Here is a 15,164-nt window from a genome sequence, read left to right as displayed (position 1 = left end):
CGGCCAAGCAGCAACAAGCCATTCTCGACGTCTCGCTGGACCAGGCCAAGCTCGAAGCCATGCCGGTGCACGAGTACGTCGATCTGTATGTGATTTGAAGGTTCGAACGCTGGTTCAAGGTTTAAAGAAACGTAGCAACGTCATTTCCTCGCTCTAAACACAGGAAGAATCATGGCCCACAATATCCACCAAACGCTCAAGGAATTTGACAGCGGCGCCGGCAAAGGCAAGTTCTACTCGCTGCCTCAGCTCGGCAAGGCATTGAACGTCAAGATCGATCGCCTGCCCGTGTCGATTCGTATCGTGCTCGAATCGGTGCTGCGTAACTACGACGGCAAGAAGATTTCCGAGGAGCACATCGCGCAACTCGCGAACTGGAAGCCGAACGCCTCGCGCGTCGACGAAATCCCGTTCGTCGTGTCGCGCGTCGTGCTGCAGGACTTCACCGGCGTGCCGCTGCTGGCCGACATCGCCGCGATGCGTGGTGTGGCCAAGCGCGCTGGCAAGAATCCGAAGTCGATCGAGCCGCTCGTGCCCGTCGACCTCGTCGTCGACCACTCGGTGCAGATCGACTACTTCCGCCAGAAAGACGCGCTCGATCTGAACATGAAGCTCGAGTTCCAACGCAACAACGAGCGCTATCAGTTCATGAAGTGGGGCATGCAGGCGTTCGACACGTTCAAGGTCGTGCCGCCGGGCGTCGGCATCGTGCACCAGGTCAACCTCGAATACCTCGCGCGCGGCGTGCATAAGAAGGCCGACGGCAGCGCGACGCTCTACTACCCGGACACGCTCGTCGGCACCGACAGCCACACGACGATGATCAACGGCATCGGCGTGGTGGGCTGGGGCGTGGGCGGCATCGAAGCCGAAGCCGGCATGCTGGGCCAGCCGGTGTACTTCCTGACGCCCGACGTCGTCGGCGTCGAGCTCAAGGGCAAGCTGCGCGAAGGCGTGACGGCAACCGACCTCGTGCTCACGATCACCGAGCTGCTGCGTAAGGAAAAGGTCGTCGGCAAGTTCGTCGAATTCTTCGGCGAAGGCACGGCCTCGCTGACGCTGCCGGACCGCGCGACGATCGGCAACATGGCGCCCGAGTACGGCGCGACGATGGGCTTCTTCCCCGTCGACGAAAAGACGATCGACTACTTCAAGGGCACGGGCCGCACCGAAGCCGAGATCGCCGCGTTCGAAAACTACTTCAAGGCACAGCAACTGTTCGGCATTCCGAAGGCTGGCCAGATCGACTACACGAAGGTCGTCACGCTCGACCTCGGCAGCGTCGCCCCGTCGCTCGCCGGCCCGAAGCGTCCGCAAGACCGCATCGAAATCGGCCATGTGAAGTCGACGTTCGCCGACCTGTTCTCGAAGCCTGTCGGCGAAAACGGCTTTGCGAAGAAGCCGGCCGATCTGAAGGCCGAGTACAAGACCTCGGATGGCATCGCCGTCAAGAACGGCGACGTGCTGATCGCCGCCATCACGTCGTGCACGAACACGTCGAACCCGAGCGTGCTGCTGGCAGCCGGTCTGGTCGCGAAGAAGGCCGTCGAAGCGGGCCTGACCGTCGCACCGCACATCAAGACCTCGCTGGCCCCGGGATCGCGCATCGTCACCGAATACCTGACGAAGACGGGCCTGCTGCCGTACCTGTCGAAGCTCGGCTTCGAAGTGGCGGCATACGGCTGCACGACCTGTATCGGCAACGCGGGCGACCTCACGCCCGAGCTCAACGAAACGATCACGAAGAACGACGTCGTCGCGGCAGCTGTGCTGTCGGGCAACCGTAACTTCGAAGCGCGTATCCACCCGAACATCCGCGCGAACTTCCTCGCGTCGCCCCCGCTGGTCGTGGCCTACGCGATCGCCGGCACGATCACGCGCGACCTGATGACCGAGCCGGTCGGCAAGGGCAAGGGCGGCAAGGACATCTACCTCGGCGACATTTGGCCGACGAGCGAAGAAGTCAACGCACTGCTCAAGTTCGCGCTCGACGCCGACGCGTTCCGCACGAACTACTCGCAGCTCACGAAGAAGGGTGACCTGTGGAGCAAGATCGAAGGTGAGGAAGGCCAAGTCTACGACTGGCCGCAGTCGACCTACATCGCCGAACCGCCGTTCTTCGGCGAGGACTTCTCGATGACGCCGTCCGACGAGATCCCGCGAATCAAGGGTGCGCGCGCACTCGGCATCTTCGGCGACTCCGTGACGACCGACCACATCAGCCCGGCAGGCTCGATCAAGGAAGACTCGCCGGCCGGCAAGTGGCTCAAGGCGAACGGCGTGCAGAAGGCCGACTTCAACAGCTACGGCTCGCGCCGCGGCAACCACGACGTGATGATGCGCGGTACGTTCGCGAACGTGCGGATCAAGAACCTGATGATCCCGGCGAAGGCGGACGGCACGCGTGTCGAAGGCGGCCTGACGATTCATCAGCCGAGCGGCGAACAGCTGTCGATCTACGACGCGGCGATGAAGTACATCGAGCAAGACACGCCGACGGTCGTCTTCGCAGGCGAAGAGTACGGCACGGGTTCGTCGCGCGACTGGGCGGCGAAGGGCACGCAACTGCTCGGCGTGAAGGCCGTCGTCGCACGTAGCTTCGAGCGTATCCACCGTTCGAACCTCGTCGGCATGGGCGTGCTGCCGCTGCAGTTCAAGGGTAACGACAGCGTGCAGTCGCTGAACATCACCGGCGACGAAACGTTCGACATCGAAGGTCTCGGCGACGACTTCAAGCCGCAGCAAGAAGTCACGCTCGTGATCCGTCGCAAGGACGGCAAGTCGCAACGCGTGGCAGCGCTGCTGCGCATCGATACGCCGATCGAAGTCGACTACTACAAGCACGGCGGGATCCTGCCGTTCGTGCTGCGCTCGCTGCTCGCGGCGTAAGCTTTTTTGCAGGTGCCGCGCTGATCCGTCAACTAGCGCGGCAATTCAGAAGCCCGGTTCGTCCGGGCTTTTTTTTTGCGTCAGACCCGCGTCTCGGCCTGTTGCTCCTCGGCCCGCCCCAGGGTGCGCATACGCGCATTGAACAGCAATGGCAGCACGGCCAAGTAGCATGCAGCCCCCAGCAGCCAGACGCCCCCCGGCAACGTCGCACGCGTCGCACTGTAAATCGCCGTCACGGCCAACGGCCCGCCGGCGCTGATCAAACTCGCCGTGCTCGTGAGCGTGCCTTGCAATTCCCCTTGCCGAGCATCATCGACTTGCCGAGCCATCATCGCCTGCAACGCAGGTATGGTCATACTCCCCACAGCAAACAACGGCAGCAGCACAAACGGCATCCAGGCATGGGTGGCAACGGCCATCAGCACCAAGCCGAGCACGTCCGCGGCCAAGCCCAGCACCAGCGCGCGACGCTCGCCCAGACGTTTGACGATCGGTCCGATGGCAAACGCCTGCGACAATGCATGGCACGCGCCGTAGCTCGCCAACGACATCCCCGCGATCATCGGACTCCAGCCGAAATGATCCTGGCCGTACAGAATCCACAACACGCCCGGCACCTGCCCCGCCAGGACGATCACCGCGTACACACCGACGAGCGGCATAAGCTGAGGCGTGCCGTCCAAGCGATGCAGGCTCGCGAAGGCATTGAGGTTCAGCCGCCGTGCCGCCGCTTGCGACCGCATCGCCGCCGTCCGCGACTCCGGCAACGCCCACCACGCCAGCAGCAGATTCAGCGCGTTCATCGCCGCGGCAGCCAAGAACGGCGCACGCAAGTACACCCCACCCAACGCGCCGCCGATCAGCGGTCCCGCAATGAACCCGATGCCCATCATCGCGCCCATTTGCCCGAAGCGCCGCGCACGATCGCCTTCGGGGGTCACGTCGGTCAGATAGGCCGTCGCAACGGAAAGGTTCGCCCCCGTTACCCCTGATAGCACCCGCCCGATGTACAGCCAGATCAGGCTCGGTGCGGCGGCCATCAACAGATAGTCGAGCGCGGCCCCCACCAACGAAAGCAGCAGTACCGGCCGGCGCCCGAACCGGTCGGACAACGCCCCGAGAATCGGGGCAAAGAGGAATTGCATCAACGCATAAATCGCCAGCAACGCACCGAAATGCGTGCTGATATTGCTGTTCGCCCCCGCCAGCGAACGGAGCAGCGCCGGCAGAATCGGCAGGATGAGCCCGATGCCGACCGCATCGAGCAATACCGCCATCATGATGACCACCACGGATCGACTCACTCTGACTCCCTATCGATGATAGAGTGGTCGATTATTCCAGATTTTCCCTATCAGTGATAGATATGCAGAAAGCGCCCACCTCATCGGCTCCGAGGCTCACGCGCGAGACGGTGCTCCGCGCGGCCCTCGAACTGCTCAACGAAGTCGGGATCGATGCGCTGTCGACGCGCCGGCTCGCCGAACGCCTCGGCGTGCAGTCGCCCACGCTGTACTGGCACTTCAAGAGCAAGAACGCGTTGCTGCACGCCATGTCGGAGGCGATCCTGCTCGAGCGCCATCGCGACTCGCTGCCCAAGCGCGGTCAAAGCTGGCGAAGCTGGCTCGCGGCCAATACACACAGCTTTCGTCGCGCGCTGCTGGCCTATCGGGACGGCGCCCGCTTGCATGCGGGCACGCGTCCGCGCGGCGCGCACTTCGATGCCATCGAGGCCAAATTGCGCTTTCTGTGCGATGCCGGATTCTCCCCCGACCAGGCCCTCACCGTCCTGGTGACGTTCGGCAGCTTCATCCTCGGATGGGTGCTCGAAGAGCAAGCCGACGAGAAGATGAATGCGCCCGCCTCGGCTGCCGAAGCCACCCTCGACGCCGCCACCCATCCCCTCATGGCACACGCCTGGGGCAAGTTCAACGATCAAGATCCCGACAAGGCTTTCGACAACAGCATCAAGATCATGCTCGACGGCGTGGCGGCGATGCTGCAAAGCAAGGCATAGGCACAACCGCCCGCCCAACCATGCTCGCATCGACAACCGCGCGCCGGTCAGCGTGCTCGCAGGTCCAGCGCCTTGGCCGAATAGGCAACGGCCCCTGCGGCGAACAGCAGCGCGACCATCGCCCACGGCAACGATGCCGCGCCGCATGCGCCGAGCAGCGCTCCGCCGACGATGCCCGCGCCTGCCATCGCGACATTCCAGACGGTGACGATCATGGATTGCGCGACTTCGGCGGCCTCGCCTGCAATCTTCGCGGAGGCCGTCTGAAACAACGTTGGCGCGCCACCCCATGCCAGCCCCCACGCACCGACCGAAGCGTAGACCACTAGCGGATTCCCGCTCCCGTAGGCAAACGCGAGCGCGGCCACGACGAACAGCGTAGTGCTTGCGAGCATCAGTAGACGCATCCAGCGATCGATCAGCGCACCGGTGATCCACAAGCCGGCCAATGCCACCAGACCGAACACGAACAGGATGACGTCGACGCGATCGGCGAGGTTGGACAAGGCCAGAAACGGTGCGATGTAGGTATAGAGCAGGTTGTGCGCGAGCACGTAGGCCATCGTAATGAACAACACCGAACGAATGCCTGGGCGCACGAACACCTCGCCAAGCGACAATCGATCGTTCGCGCTCTGGCCGGGAAAGTCCGGTAGTGCAAGGCGCGCCCAGCCCAGCAACAGCACCGTGGCGACGCTCAAGATGCCGAACGTCATGCGCCAGCCAACGAGCGTGCCGATGAACGTGCCGGCGGGAATGCCGATCGACAGCGCGAGCGGAATGCCCGTCATCGCAATCGCCATCGCCTTTCCCTTCGAATGCTCGTCCACCATGCGCGTGGCGTACCCGGCCACGAGCGCCCACAAAAGACCCACGGATACGCCGGCCAGAAAGCGTGCCGCAAGGGTCAGCACATAGTGCGTCGACAGCGCGGTGATCATATTCGTCACCGCTAAGCCGGCGATAGCGGCCAACAGCAATGACCGGCGCCGAAACCCTTGCGTCGCGGCGGTCAAAGGTATCGCAGTCAACAGCGTACCGATCGCATAGAGCGTCACAAGCTGGCCCGTCAACGCATCCGACACACCGAGGCCCACACTCATCTGTCGCAGCAGCCCCGCCGGCAGGGCCTCGGTCAGCACCCCGATGAAAGCGGCCGTCGCAAGCGCAAGCAGCCCTGAAAGGGGAAAGCGCGCTCTAAGCCGCGATGTTGCTTCAGATGATGTCGTCGAATCGAATGTCGCCATTGGCTGACGTGTGGAAGTACCTGTAGTCATCGATTGCCACTCAAGGAATAGGGGGATATTGCGGTTATCGTTTGCGCGTCCTCCAATCGAGGAGCACGCACCCATGCGTCGATGATCACGATAAGCGCGAAGTCGAATTCAAACAATCCGGCTATAGTTCACAAGATATCGGACATAAATATCCGCAATCGGAGAAAGCCATAGACAGCCTCGGTTCGCTCAATGTCTTCATTCAGGCCGCCGAAACGCGTTCGTTCACCGCGGCAGGGCGCAAGCTCGGCGTGTCCTCTTCCGCGATCGGCAAGGCGATTGCACGCCTCGAGGAGCGTCTCGGCGTGCGGCTCTTTCATCGCTCGACGCGAGCCATCACCCTGACGCCCGACGGGGCATGCTTTCTCGAACGATGCCGACGCATCCTCTGCGAAATCGAAGCGGCGGAGCAGGAACTCGCGCAATCACGCAGCGCACCGCGCGGAACGCTCCGGATCAGCGCACCACTCGCCAGCATGTTGATGGTGCCGACACTGAGCGCCTTCATGCGTGCGTACCCCGAGATACAGCTCGACGTCGACTTCAGCGATCGGCTCGTCGACGTCATCGAGGAAGGCTTCGACGTCGTGATCCGTGCAGGGGAAGTCAGCGATTCGCGACTCATGTCACGCGTGTTGGGCACATTCCGGCTACAGCTCGTTGCCTCGCCTCAGTACCTGAAAAAGCACGGCATGCCGCGCAAGGTCGACGATCTCCTGCATCACGCCTGCCTGCACCACCGCTATGCGACGAGCGGCAAGCTCGAGCCTTGGCCGCTGCGCCCGGGTCTCAAGCGGGGAATGTCATTGCCGGTCACGGCCGTCACCAGCACCATCGAGCCGCTGATCGACATGGCCGAGCAAGGGCTAGGCATCGCATGTCTGCCCGACTTCGCGGTGCGTCGGCAATTGGAGCAAAAGCGGCTCGTACTGGTACTGGACGCCCATACGCGTCACGCGGGCACGTTTCGATTGCTGTGGCCGTCGAGCCGGCACCTGTCGCCCAAACTGCGCGTGTTCGTCGATTTCATGGTCGAGCATCTCTTTCCGACTTGAACGGATCGGGCAGCTTCACGCGTCAATACGGTCAGATCCTTGCCCTCGCCGGGATCTTCTAGTACGAAAGGAGTCCGGCTGCTGGGTCACGTATCCGTCAAAACTGCGCCGTCGCATGAAACCCGAGCGTCACCTGTGCGGTCGGAAAACTCGATGGCTTGTATACGGGCGTCCCGGCAAACAACTCATAACCGTATCCGCCGAAGCGTGTCGCGACGCTGCCCTTGACGCCGATCACCGCGCCCGCGAGTTGCGTGCCGGCGAGTGCGACCGGTAGCGCCCCCCACACTCGGCCGTAGTCGATACCGGTATAGACCGACTGCCCGGTCCGGCCGATCGGTATCTGCAGTTCGTTGCGCCAGTAGAAGCCGCGCGCGCCGGCAAGCATCGTCTCTCCGTCGAAACCGCGCACCGTGTAGCGGCTGCCGATCGTCAGATCGTCAAGGTAGTACAGCGTATTGCCGGTGTACTGGCCGTGGAGCGTCGTCACGTAGCGGAACGGCCGCTGTGCGATCGCGAACGGCACCGACAGGTTCGCGTCGACGACGGCCATCTTGTAGCGGTACGTCGGGCCGCCGTCCGCCGCGATTGCGTTGGCTTGCGCGCCGAACGCGCCGATTCCTTGACGATACGCAAGCGTCCCGTCGAACTGGGCATTGCCGAAATAATGACGATCGGTCAGGCCGAACTCGATGAATGTATTGTTGCGGCGCTGTTGCGGGATTTCCGTGTCTTCGATGAAGCTTTGGCCGAACCGGCGTGACAACCGGAACTGCGCGCCGAACACGTCGTTCTGGCTGCGTGACAGTACGCGGTGCAGCTTGAAATCGACTGTCTTCGAATTGCCGCTCGCGACGAACGTCTGATTCACGCCCGCGATTTGCTGGTAGTACGTGTTCGTGTACGCGGAGAGCGTCGCTGTCCAGTAGCCCCACGGGATCGCATAGAAGCCGTTCCAGCCGTGCGAGCCGAGGCGCTTGTCGCCGAACTGGAGGTCCTGGTTCGCGCCAACGCTGAAAATATCGTTCAGGCCGAGCGGGTTGTCGATGCCCAGCGAGAGGCTGCCCTGCAGCTTGCCGGTCGCACGCGTGCCGGAGTTGTCAATCGACGCGACGACGGTCCACGGCTTGCCGCGCTTCACGTCGAGCACGACGTCGCTTTCGCCGGGGATGTCGGCGGGGACGATTTGCATTGACACGTCCTGGCTCGACACGCGTTTCATCTGTTCGAGGCCCTGTTCGAGGTCGCGCAGGTTCAACAGTTCGCCGTCGCGGGTCGGAAAGGCGGTTTTCCAGGTGCGGCGTCCCCCAAGGGGACTTCCTTCGGGGCGCAGCTTGTTGTCGACGAATCGCACGTGGCGGATCACACCGGGAATCAGCGAGAGCTTCAGGGTGCCGGTCGATAGATCCTGCTCGGGCAGAAGCACGCGCGTCGTGATGTAGCCGCGTGCCAGGATCGATTGCGACAAGCCCTTGACGAGCACGTCGAGCCCTTGTTTGCCGACGCACTGGCCCGTGTAATGGTCCAGCCATTCGCGAGCGAATGCAAAGCGATCGAACGGTAACGCGGATGCACCCTGTGCTTTTACGGCATCGGGCAACGTACCCGGTACGTCGAGCGCGAAGCGGTCGATACGGAAACACGGAGTTTCCGCGGGCAGCGCCAGATACGCGCCGGTGTGTGGAACCTTCGACCGCACCGAGGGTGCTTGAACGGTCGCCTCGTTCTGCTGTGCTTCGCGTTGTTGCTGCGCCTGTCGATCTTGCTCCGCGTTCGCGCGTGCGGCCACAGTTCGGTCGGCGGACGTCGGGGGCTGCTGCGCTTGCGCCCCGAATGTCAGCATGGCTATAAGCGATATGCCCATCAGTTTCTTCGTGAATGTCATATTCAATCGAATTTTGATTCTGGCGCCGCACAAATGTCGACGGATTGAATTCGGATTGCGTCCGCCCCGACACGCCCGCCGTTGTCGAGTCCCCGCTCGCCCGGACGCGGCAAAGTGCCAAGCAACGCATCATCTGAACGCTTCGGGGATATTTTCACATTGGCGTTCGCAGTCCCAATCTAGTGGTCTCTTTTTCGGCTCAAACCACTTGCACCCCTCGGCAATCCACAGATTCCGCTTCCTCTTAGTGCTTACCAGAGTGCAATCTTCGTAGCCAAACTCTGTGCCACAACATGGACATATGTCCCAAGATGGACTATCTCCGTCATCCCCCAAGGGGGCGACGCCAATTCATAGCCGCATACTCGGCAGTTATTTTTGTGCACTGAAGTAGTCCAAATTGGTCGGATATCCGTGCTGGGCAGGACCGCGATTCAATTGCTCAACCGTGCGCCCCGGATCATTTAAAGTTTCATCCTCAATCCTTTGGCTTCGGGCAAACGATGTGTCTAAGCCCGTACCTCCCCTCGTCTACATGCGGAAACCATCCATAGTCGTCGGACACGATCGCCCCCCCCCGCAGAGGAAGCATTTGTTCGGCCAGCCGTACTTGCGCCACTTAGCTATTACCTCGAAGGGCGCCCCATGAGCGTGAGCCGTCCATTCTTTCCTGGAGAATCCCAGCATCTCAACGATAGGAGGATCAGCTGTCGTCAGGTTGTCCATGTACCAGTCGTAGACTTGCTCGGCCTCATCGGGCGACAGTCGATTGGCACTTAAATCGTCAAGTAAATCGCGCCTTTCCAATTTTGTCACCAATTCAATCGTCGCCCAGGGACTGCGGGTTTATATAGCTCACCAGTTACAGGATTCGCAGACCCCATATGACGCCCGCGTTTGCCATAGACCTCAATGTCGTTGTGAGCGTAATTCCACCCATGAAACCGATCCCCATCGGTCTTCACGCTATTCCCTCAATTGTCTGCAATGCAGTCATGGTAAGTAATTGCGCCACACAGCGACTCCGGCATCTCCGGGGCTACACAAGTTACGCCTCTGAATTATTCTCTTCGCTGGTAAACACACAGTTCTAACACGTTATCGCGAAATGACTGTGGCACGTCGATGCGAATATATTGCATGTCGATCAACTCATGTTCAAAGTGCGATGCCAATTCAGAACCCGCTTCGTCCATCGCCTCCTTGTCCTCGTCAGCTATCGGCCCATCAAACACCACTTGCACCATTATATTCTCTCCGGCGACACCACAACTTACCGCACGAACATTCGCGCCGATATATCCAAGAAGCGATGTTTGCAATACTAGCAGCAGCCGAACTCGAAAATCTTTATTCATTATGGCCTCCCTGGAGCAAGGTGAGCGTCATCTTTACCGTATAGCTCGGATCGAATGAACTCGATTACGGCTAGATTGTTTTCGTGTACAGCTTGCACATCGAGGGCATGCCGTTATACACATCTTTTTGCCTATTTTTCGAGCAGGATCTCGGGGCTCCTTGAAATAAGGGCCTCAGGGCTACGTAGGGTTTCAGGAGCATCTGTTCTCCCCTCTGACGCCGCCTTCATAAGTCCTTGATTTTTATAGGGGCAAGGAAGGCGTGTATAACGATATGGACTAAGATCCGGAAAGCTAGACGCTTCGTCTAAAAAACGGGAAATCCGTGCAACAGCACTAAATCTCGCAACAAGAGTTTGATTTTACTCCATGGCCCTCACTTCCCTTGATTTTCCGCAAGCAATGGATTCACCTCATCGAAACACGCGGATTGATCCGGCATCTGTCTGAAAAAAACCTTCAAATACCATGAGAATCCGCTCGCGCAAATCATAGATTATTTCATGGTCGAGGTTTTTTATCTGAAATAGATCATCCCGATCGAGATGCGAGCATATTGCATTCAGTACGCCACTGAAAATTTGAAAAACTCCTAAGCACATATCTGCGTCATTCGTTCCTTCTGCAGCAAGCCTATACAGCGCCCACTCCAGTAGCCAATATTTTTCCCATTGCCAAATACTCTGTTCGTGCAATATACCAGCAAACGAATTCTCATCATATTCCAGCGACGAAAACAGATTCTTGGCAACGATTGATTTTGGATCCATATTTAAACTCCAATCCGCAATTTCACTTGACGTTCAACTTGCGATCCGATCAGGGGCTATTCATGAACTCCTTCATGTTCCCAGCCCGCCCTGATTCGGCTGGTACTTTTTGTTCCCCAGCTGCGTGAGAATGTTGCCAGCCAGCCCCCTTAGCCTGATCAGGAAGGATCACCGTGATCCAGTCATTGACCGTCTTGGCGTCCGGAATCGGATAGATCAATGACCCCGACTTAATGCTCGAATCAAGCTCTGTCGCATTATCGGTGATCACGCTATCGCCTTTATGCTGCTCCTGCCGTTGGCAACCCGGAATCCCAGGCGGCAGCAACTGTGATGCGCCTCCGGCGACTCCCGCCTCAAGAATCGCCACTGTTTGTTCTCCACCTATGTCATCACACACGCCCTGCTATTGGCAATGAAGTAATGATAAAGGCATCATGCTCGGGTAGCTCAGACCGAATGAACTCGATTGCAGCTAGATTGTTTTCGTGTGCAGCCTGCACATCAAGGGGAGGGTCTCCACCATCCCAAATGCAATCAATACGCGCCTCAAATCCTGGGTTATGCCATATGCCTCCCTCGATTCGAGAAACCAGCAACCCTCGTTGAGCCGCTTGCTCGCAGACACCAATCGCTGCCTCAGTGGTAAGTTTCATAACGATGCTGCCCTGAAGTGCAAAAAAATCCTCCGCTTCCTCGTAGCGCATCCACGGATCAATACGTTCATTTGCATCGCTCACTTCACTTCCCCTCATTCCATTTGATTCGCCCATCAGCGATCCAGCCAGGGTCTTTCTTATTGCTGATTTGAACAACTTCGCCGGTCCTATCGTTCACGACAACATAGCCACTCGGCGTTCCATATACCGTCGCAGGATCATTCCTACCCACACCATCAGGTGATTTCGCAGCAGACCGCTTGTCGACACTCGTTCCAGTTGCACCATTCTTGATAACCGCCTGAATATCGTTTTCAGTCCAACCCCGTTCCCCGAGTTGATCGGCAATTTTTATGTCGACTACAGGCTTCCCAACCCCACTCTGGTTCGGCTGATACTTTTCGTTCCCCGACTGCGTAAGAATGTAATCAACCAGCCCCTTGATCTGATCCGGAATGATCTCCGTAACCCAATCACTGATCTTCTTGGCATCAGGTATCGGATAGATCAGCGGGCCCGCTTTGGCGCTTGGATCGAGCTCGGTGGCATTGTCGACGATGACCCCATCGCCTTTCTTGCTCGCTTCGCCCTTGTATCCCGGAATCCCCGGCGGGAGATGCTGCGACGCCCCGCCCACCATCCCCTGCATCGGCGGAGCAACCTGATTATTCTCCACCTCGATCTTAGCCGCCCCGGCCGCCGTCGCCGCATTCAGCCCAGAAGCCCCTGCAACACCCGCCACCAGACTCGTCACCAGATTGTCGCGCGCTTCGCGCTCGGTCGACGTCAATCCTTCAGTCGGCTTGAGCAGGGTGCCGAGCACCGAACTCGCTGCCGCGCCCATGGCCCCCGCGCCGCAACTCTGGCTGCTCGCCGCCGCTCCCGCACATCCCACGATCGCATGGAGCGCGGCGCGCGCCTCCTCGCTACGCAAGTTATCGGCGATTTGCTTCACCTGGTTTGTGCCGAGCGCTTGGAGATATGCCACCGTCGCGTTCTGCGCGAACTGCCCCGTGCCGCCCGTTACGTTGGCGCCCGCAGCGACCGAGAGCGCCGTCAGCACCTGACGATACGTCCCGCCAGGCCCCCAATCCGCTGACAGTTGATCGGCCTTTTGCTGCGCCACTGCTCGTTGTTCCGGCGTCAGGTTCGGATTATTCGCGGCCGCTTTCGCCGCATCGGCCTCCGCCGCCCGGTTCGCGACGAACGTCCCCACCTGATTCACGAACTGGCTCGTAATCTCGAACCCAGCCTGGATCTTCTCCTTGTCGAAGATCGGCGCCAGCGCACCGCCCGTATCCGACGTATCCCGATTAACGTTCGCGACCGTCTCATCGGCCGTCTTCCCGGTGAGTTGTTGTTGCTTCGCGTTGTCGGTAATGGTGATCGCACCCCCACTGATACCGCTTCGCGTAGTCGAATCCGCATCGTCCGACGCACTGAGCGCCACGGGCGGCGCCACCGACAATCCACCGTCCCCCTTCGGCAGCGTCGTGCCCGCCACCGGGTTCACGTTGTCAGCCGTGCCTTTCTGGTTCTTGCCGATCGATCCCCCATAGCCGCCCGACAGCCCAACCGAGGAAGCGTCATACGAGGCATGATTCTCAATGTCGCTATGCGTGAGCGTCGCCGTTGTCACACTGTTCAAGCCGTCTCGCACGGCCTTGTCGCTGCTCGCGATCACGCCGCCCTTCAGGTCGGTGTTGCCTTTGACGTTGACCTGGAATCCGCCGTCGCCCGCCTGGATGCCCGACTGCTCGCGAACCGCCGCGTAGTCGCTGTTCATCTTCTGCCGGCCGACATTCCCCGCGACGCTCGACGAGCCGTAGCAGAAGGGCGGCGCGCACACGCTCACCGACACGCCCGCGCTTTGCTGTTTCGAATCGTAGTGATCGGTGTCCTGCAAGCTTTCGACATTCAGGTTGCCGCCCACATCGGCCATGACCTGCTTGCCCGATGCCACCGCCCCCTCGAGTGTCGTATCGCCACCCGATTGAATCGTCAGTGTTTCGCCGGCCGTCACGTGCGTATTGGTCCACGTGCGCGATTCGCCGTCGGCATGCCCGCGATGGCCTGCCACGCCCGCCGTGAAGGCAATCCCATTCTGCGAACCGACGCCAATCGACACCCCGACACCAAAGCTGCCGCCACTATTCGTTGAACGCTGGCTGCTGGTGCTCTGCGCCGCTTGCAGGTTCACGTTGCCATCTGCCGCCAGCAGCGCTTTGTTCCCGGCCGACATCGTGCTGCCGATCATATTGATATGGCTGTCCGCACCGGCGCCCGACGCCGTGATCGTCGCGTTGCGACCCGCCGACACCGTACTGCCGCGCGCCGTGCTCGCCTGCGCTTGCGACTGGCTATCGCTCTTGCTGGCGCCCAGCGAGATGTTGATCCCGACGCTTGTCGGCGACTGCGCCGAATTACCACCGGCTGCTCCGTCATAGAGGTTCTTCGCCGCCAGTCCCGTGGTCGCCGCCGCCAACGCCGTCAGACGCGGATCGCCGTTGGTTTTGCCGGCGGCTTCAACCATCTGCTTGCCGGTCTGCACGGCCGCGACAACCGGATTGGTCAAACCGACCGTCACACCGGCCTGGCGGTATTGCTGCTGCTCCGCCAAGCTCATCGTGTCGTAAGCCGAATCGATCGTGACGGTCTTGCCCACTACGGCGAGATCGCTGCCGGCGTGCAAAACGCTACCGGTCGCATGCACGTCGTTGCCCGCACGGATCGACACGTTGCCGTTGAGCGCGCCAATTGCGCTGCCGTTATGGGTCACGCTGGCCGACTGCTGCTTGTCCGCCATCGAACGAGAACCGATTGATACCGACAAGCCGCCGTCCGACAGCAGGCCCATTTCCATCTTTTCGTAGTAGGTGGACGATTGAGCGCTGTCCTGGGATGTCTTGATCTGGGCATCGCGGGCGGCCCTCAGCGTCACATCGTTCGTGCCGACGACATGGCTGCCCGTCACGTTGATGTCCCGGCCGCTGGCGAGCGTCACGCCATCTGCTGAAATCGTGCTGCCCTGGCTATAAGTCTCGGTCTGATCGATACCGCTGGCGACCTTCGAGCCGCTCAGCACGCCGTTGCGGCTGTGCGTTTCATGCGCACTGCGCTCATGCGTTTCGGTTGCCGCGCCGACATTCACATCGCCGGCCGCCAGCAGGTTCGCATTGCCCTTGTCGAGGCTGATCGTGCTGCCGCTGACCGAAATATCCTTGCCTGACACGAGATTGACCGTGTCGCCGCCC

The 15,164-nt window shown here is 60.4% G+C and carries 12 protein-coding genes; 3 read left to right on the top strand and 9 right to left on the bottom strand.

Annotated features, from left to right (window positions below; genetic code table 11):
- Positions 1-171 precede the first annotated feature (171 nt).
- Positions 172-2,889, top strand: a complete 2,718-nt coding sequence (acnA, locus tag D7S89_RS26860; protein WP_121281905.1) for an aconitate hydratase AcnA — start codon at positions 172-174, stop codon at positions 2,887-2,889.
- Positions 2,890-2,969: 80 nt separating this feature from the next.
- On the opposite strand, the gene tet is transcribed toward acnA, so the two are convergent.
- The gene (gene tet / locus D7S89_RS26855) at positions 2,970-4,193 is read right to left on the bottom strand and encodes a Tet(A)/Tet(B)/Tet(C) family tetracycline efflux MFS transporter (protein ID WP_121281904.1); all 1,224 of its coding nucleotides are present in this window, start codon (positions 4,191-4,193) and stop codon (positions 2,970-2,972) included.
- 62 nt (positions 4,194-4,255) lie between these two features.
- On the opposite strand from tet, the gene tetR reads away from it, so the two are divergent.
- On the top strand, positions 4,256-4,906 hold the full coding sequence (gene tetR, locus D7S89_RS26850) for a tetracycline resistance transcriptional repressor TetR (RefSeq protein WP_121281903.1): 651 nt from the start codon (positions 4,256-4,258) through the stop codon (positions 4,904-4,906).
- Positions 4,907-4,953: 47 nt separating this feature from the next.
- Here the strand turns inward: tetR and D7S89_RS26845 are convergent, their stop codons facing one another.
- The gene (locus tag D7S89_RS26845; RefSeq protein WP_121281902.1) at positions 4,954-6,153 is read right to left on the bottom strand and encodes an MFS transporter; all 1,200 of its coding nucleotides are present in this window, start codon (positions 6,151-6,153) and stop codon (positions 4,954-4,956) included.
- 167 nt (positions 6,154-6,320) lie between these two features.
- On the opposite strand from D7S89_RS26845, the gene D7S89_RS26840 reads away from it, so the two are divergent.
- Positions 6,321-7,238 carry a LysR family transcriptional regulator gene (locus tag D7S89_RS26840; RefSeq protein ID WP_342766940.1) on the top strand — a complete coding sequence of 306 codons (918 nt, stop codon included), beginning with the start codon at positions 6,321-6,323 and terminating at the stop codon, positions 7,236-7,238.
- A 97-nt stretch (positions 7,239-7,335) separates the two neighbouring features.
- Here D7S89_RS26840 and D7S89_RS26835 read toward each other — a convergent pair whose 3' ends face one another.
- The 7 genes from D7S89_RS26835 to D7S89_RS26795 all read right to left on the bottom strand — a co-directional run.
- A complete protein-coding gene (locus D7S89_RS26835; protein ID WP_425470924.1) occupies positions 7,336-9,102 on the bottom strand; it encodes a ShlB/FhaC/HecB family hemolysin secretion/activation protein in 1,767 nt (588 codons plus the stop codon).
- A gap of 833 nt (positions 9,103-9,935) precedes the next feature.
- Positions 9,936-10,088: a colicin E3/pyocin S6 family cytotoxin gene (locus D7S89_RS28375; RefSeq protein ID WP_121281899.1), complete on the bottom strand. Its 153-nt coding sequence runs from the start codon at positions 10,086-10,088 to the stop codon at positions 9,936-9,938.
- A 96-nt stretch (positions 10,089-10,184) separates the two neighbouring features.
- Positions 10,185-10,481: a MafI2 family immunity protein gene (locus tag D7S89_RS26815; protein ID WP_121281898.1), complete on the bottom strand. Its 297-nt coding sequence runs from the start codon at positions 10,479-10,481 to the stop codon at positions 10,185-10,187.
- 413 nt (positions 10,482-10,894) lie between these two features.
- Positions 10,895-11,251, bottom strand: a complete 357-nt coding sequence (locus D7S89_RS26810) for an Imm41 family immunity protein (RefSeq protein ID WP_121281897.1) — start codon at positions 11,249-11,251, stop codon at positions 10,895-10,897.
- A gap of 49 nt (positions 11,252-11,300) precedes the next feature.
- Complete coding sequence (locus D7S89_RS26805; RefSeq protein ID WP_147426783.1) at positions 11,301-11,621, bottom strand: hypothetical protein; 321 nt, start codon at positions 11,619-11,621, stop codon at positions 11,301-11,303.
- 22 nt (positions 11,622-11,643) lie between these two features.
- Complete coding sequence (locus D7S89_RS26800; protein WP_245983347.1) at positions 11,644-12,024, bottom strand: colicin immunity protein; 381 nt, start codon at positions 12,022-12,024, stop codon at positions 11,644-11,646.
- Positions 11,993-15,164: hemagglutinin repeat-containing protein (locus D7S89_RS26795; protein WP_183085358.1), on the bottom strand; the 3,172-nt coding region annotated here is incomplete at its 5' end. The genes D7S89_RS26795 and D7S89_RS26800, both read right to left, overlap by 32 nt.

The organism is Trinickia fusca, assembly GCF_003628145.1.
Lineage (GTDB): Bacteria > Pseudomonadota > Gammaproteobacteria > Burkholderiales > Burkholderiaceae > Trinickia > Trinickia fusca.
Note: the sequence above shows the minus strand (reverse complement) of the source record. Positions and strands in the feature narration are given on the sequence as shown.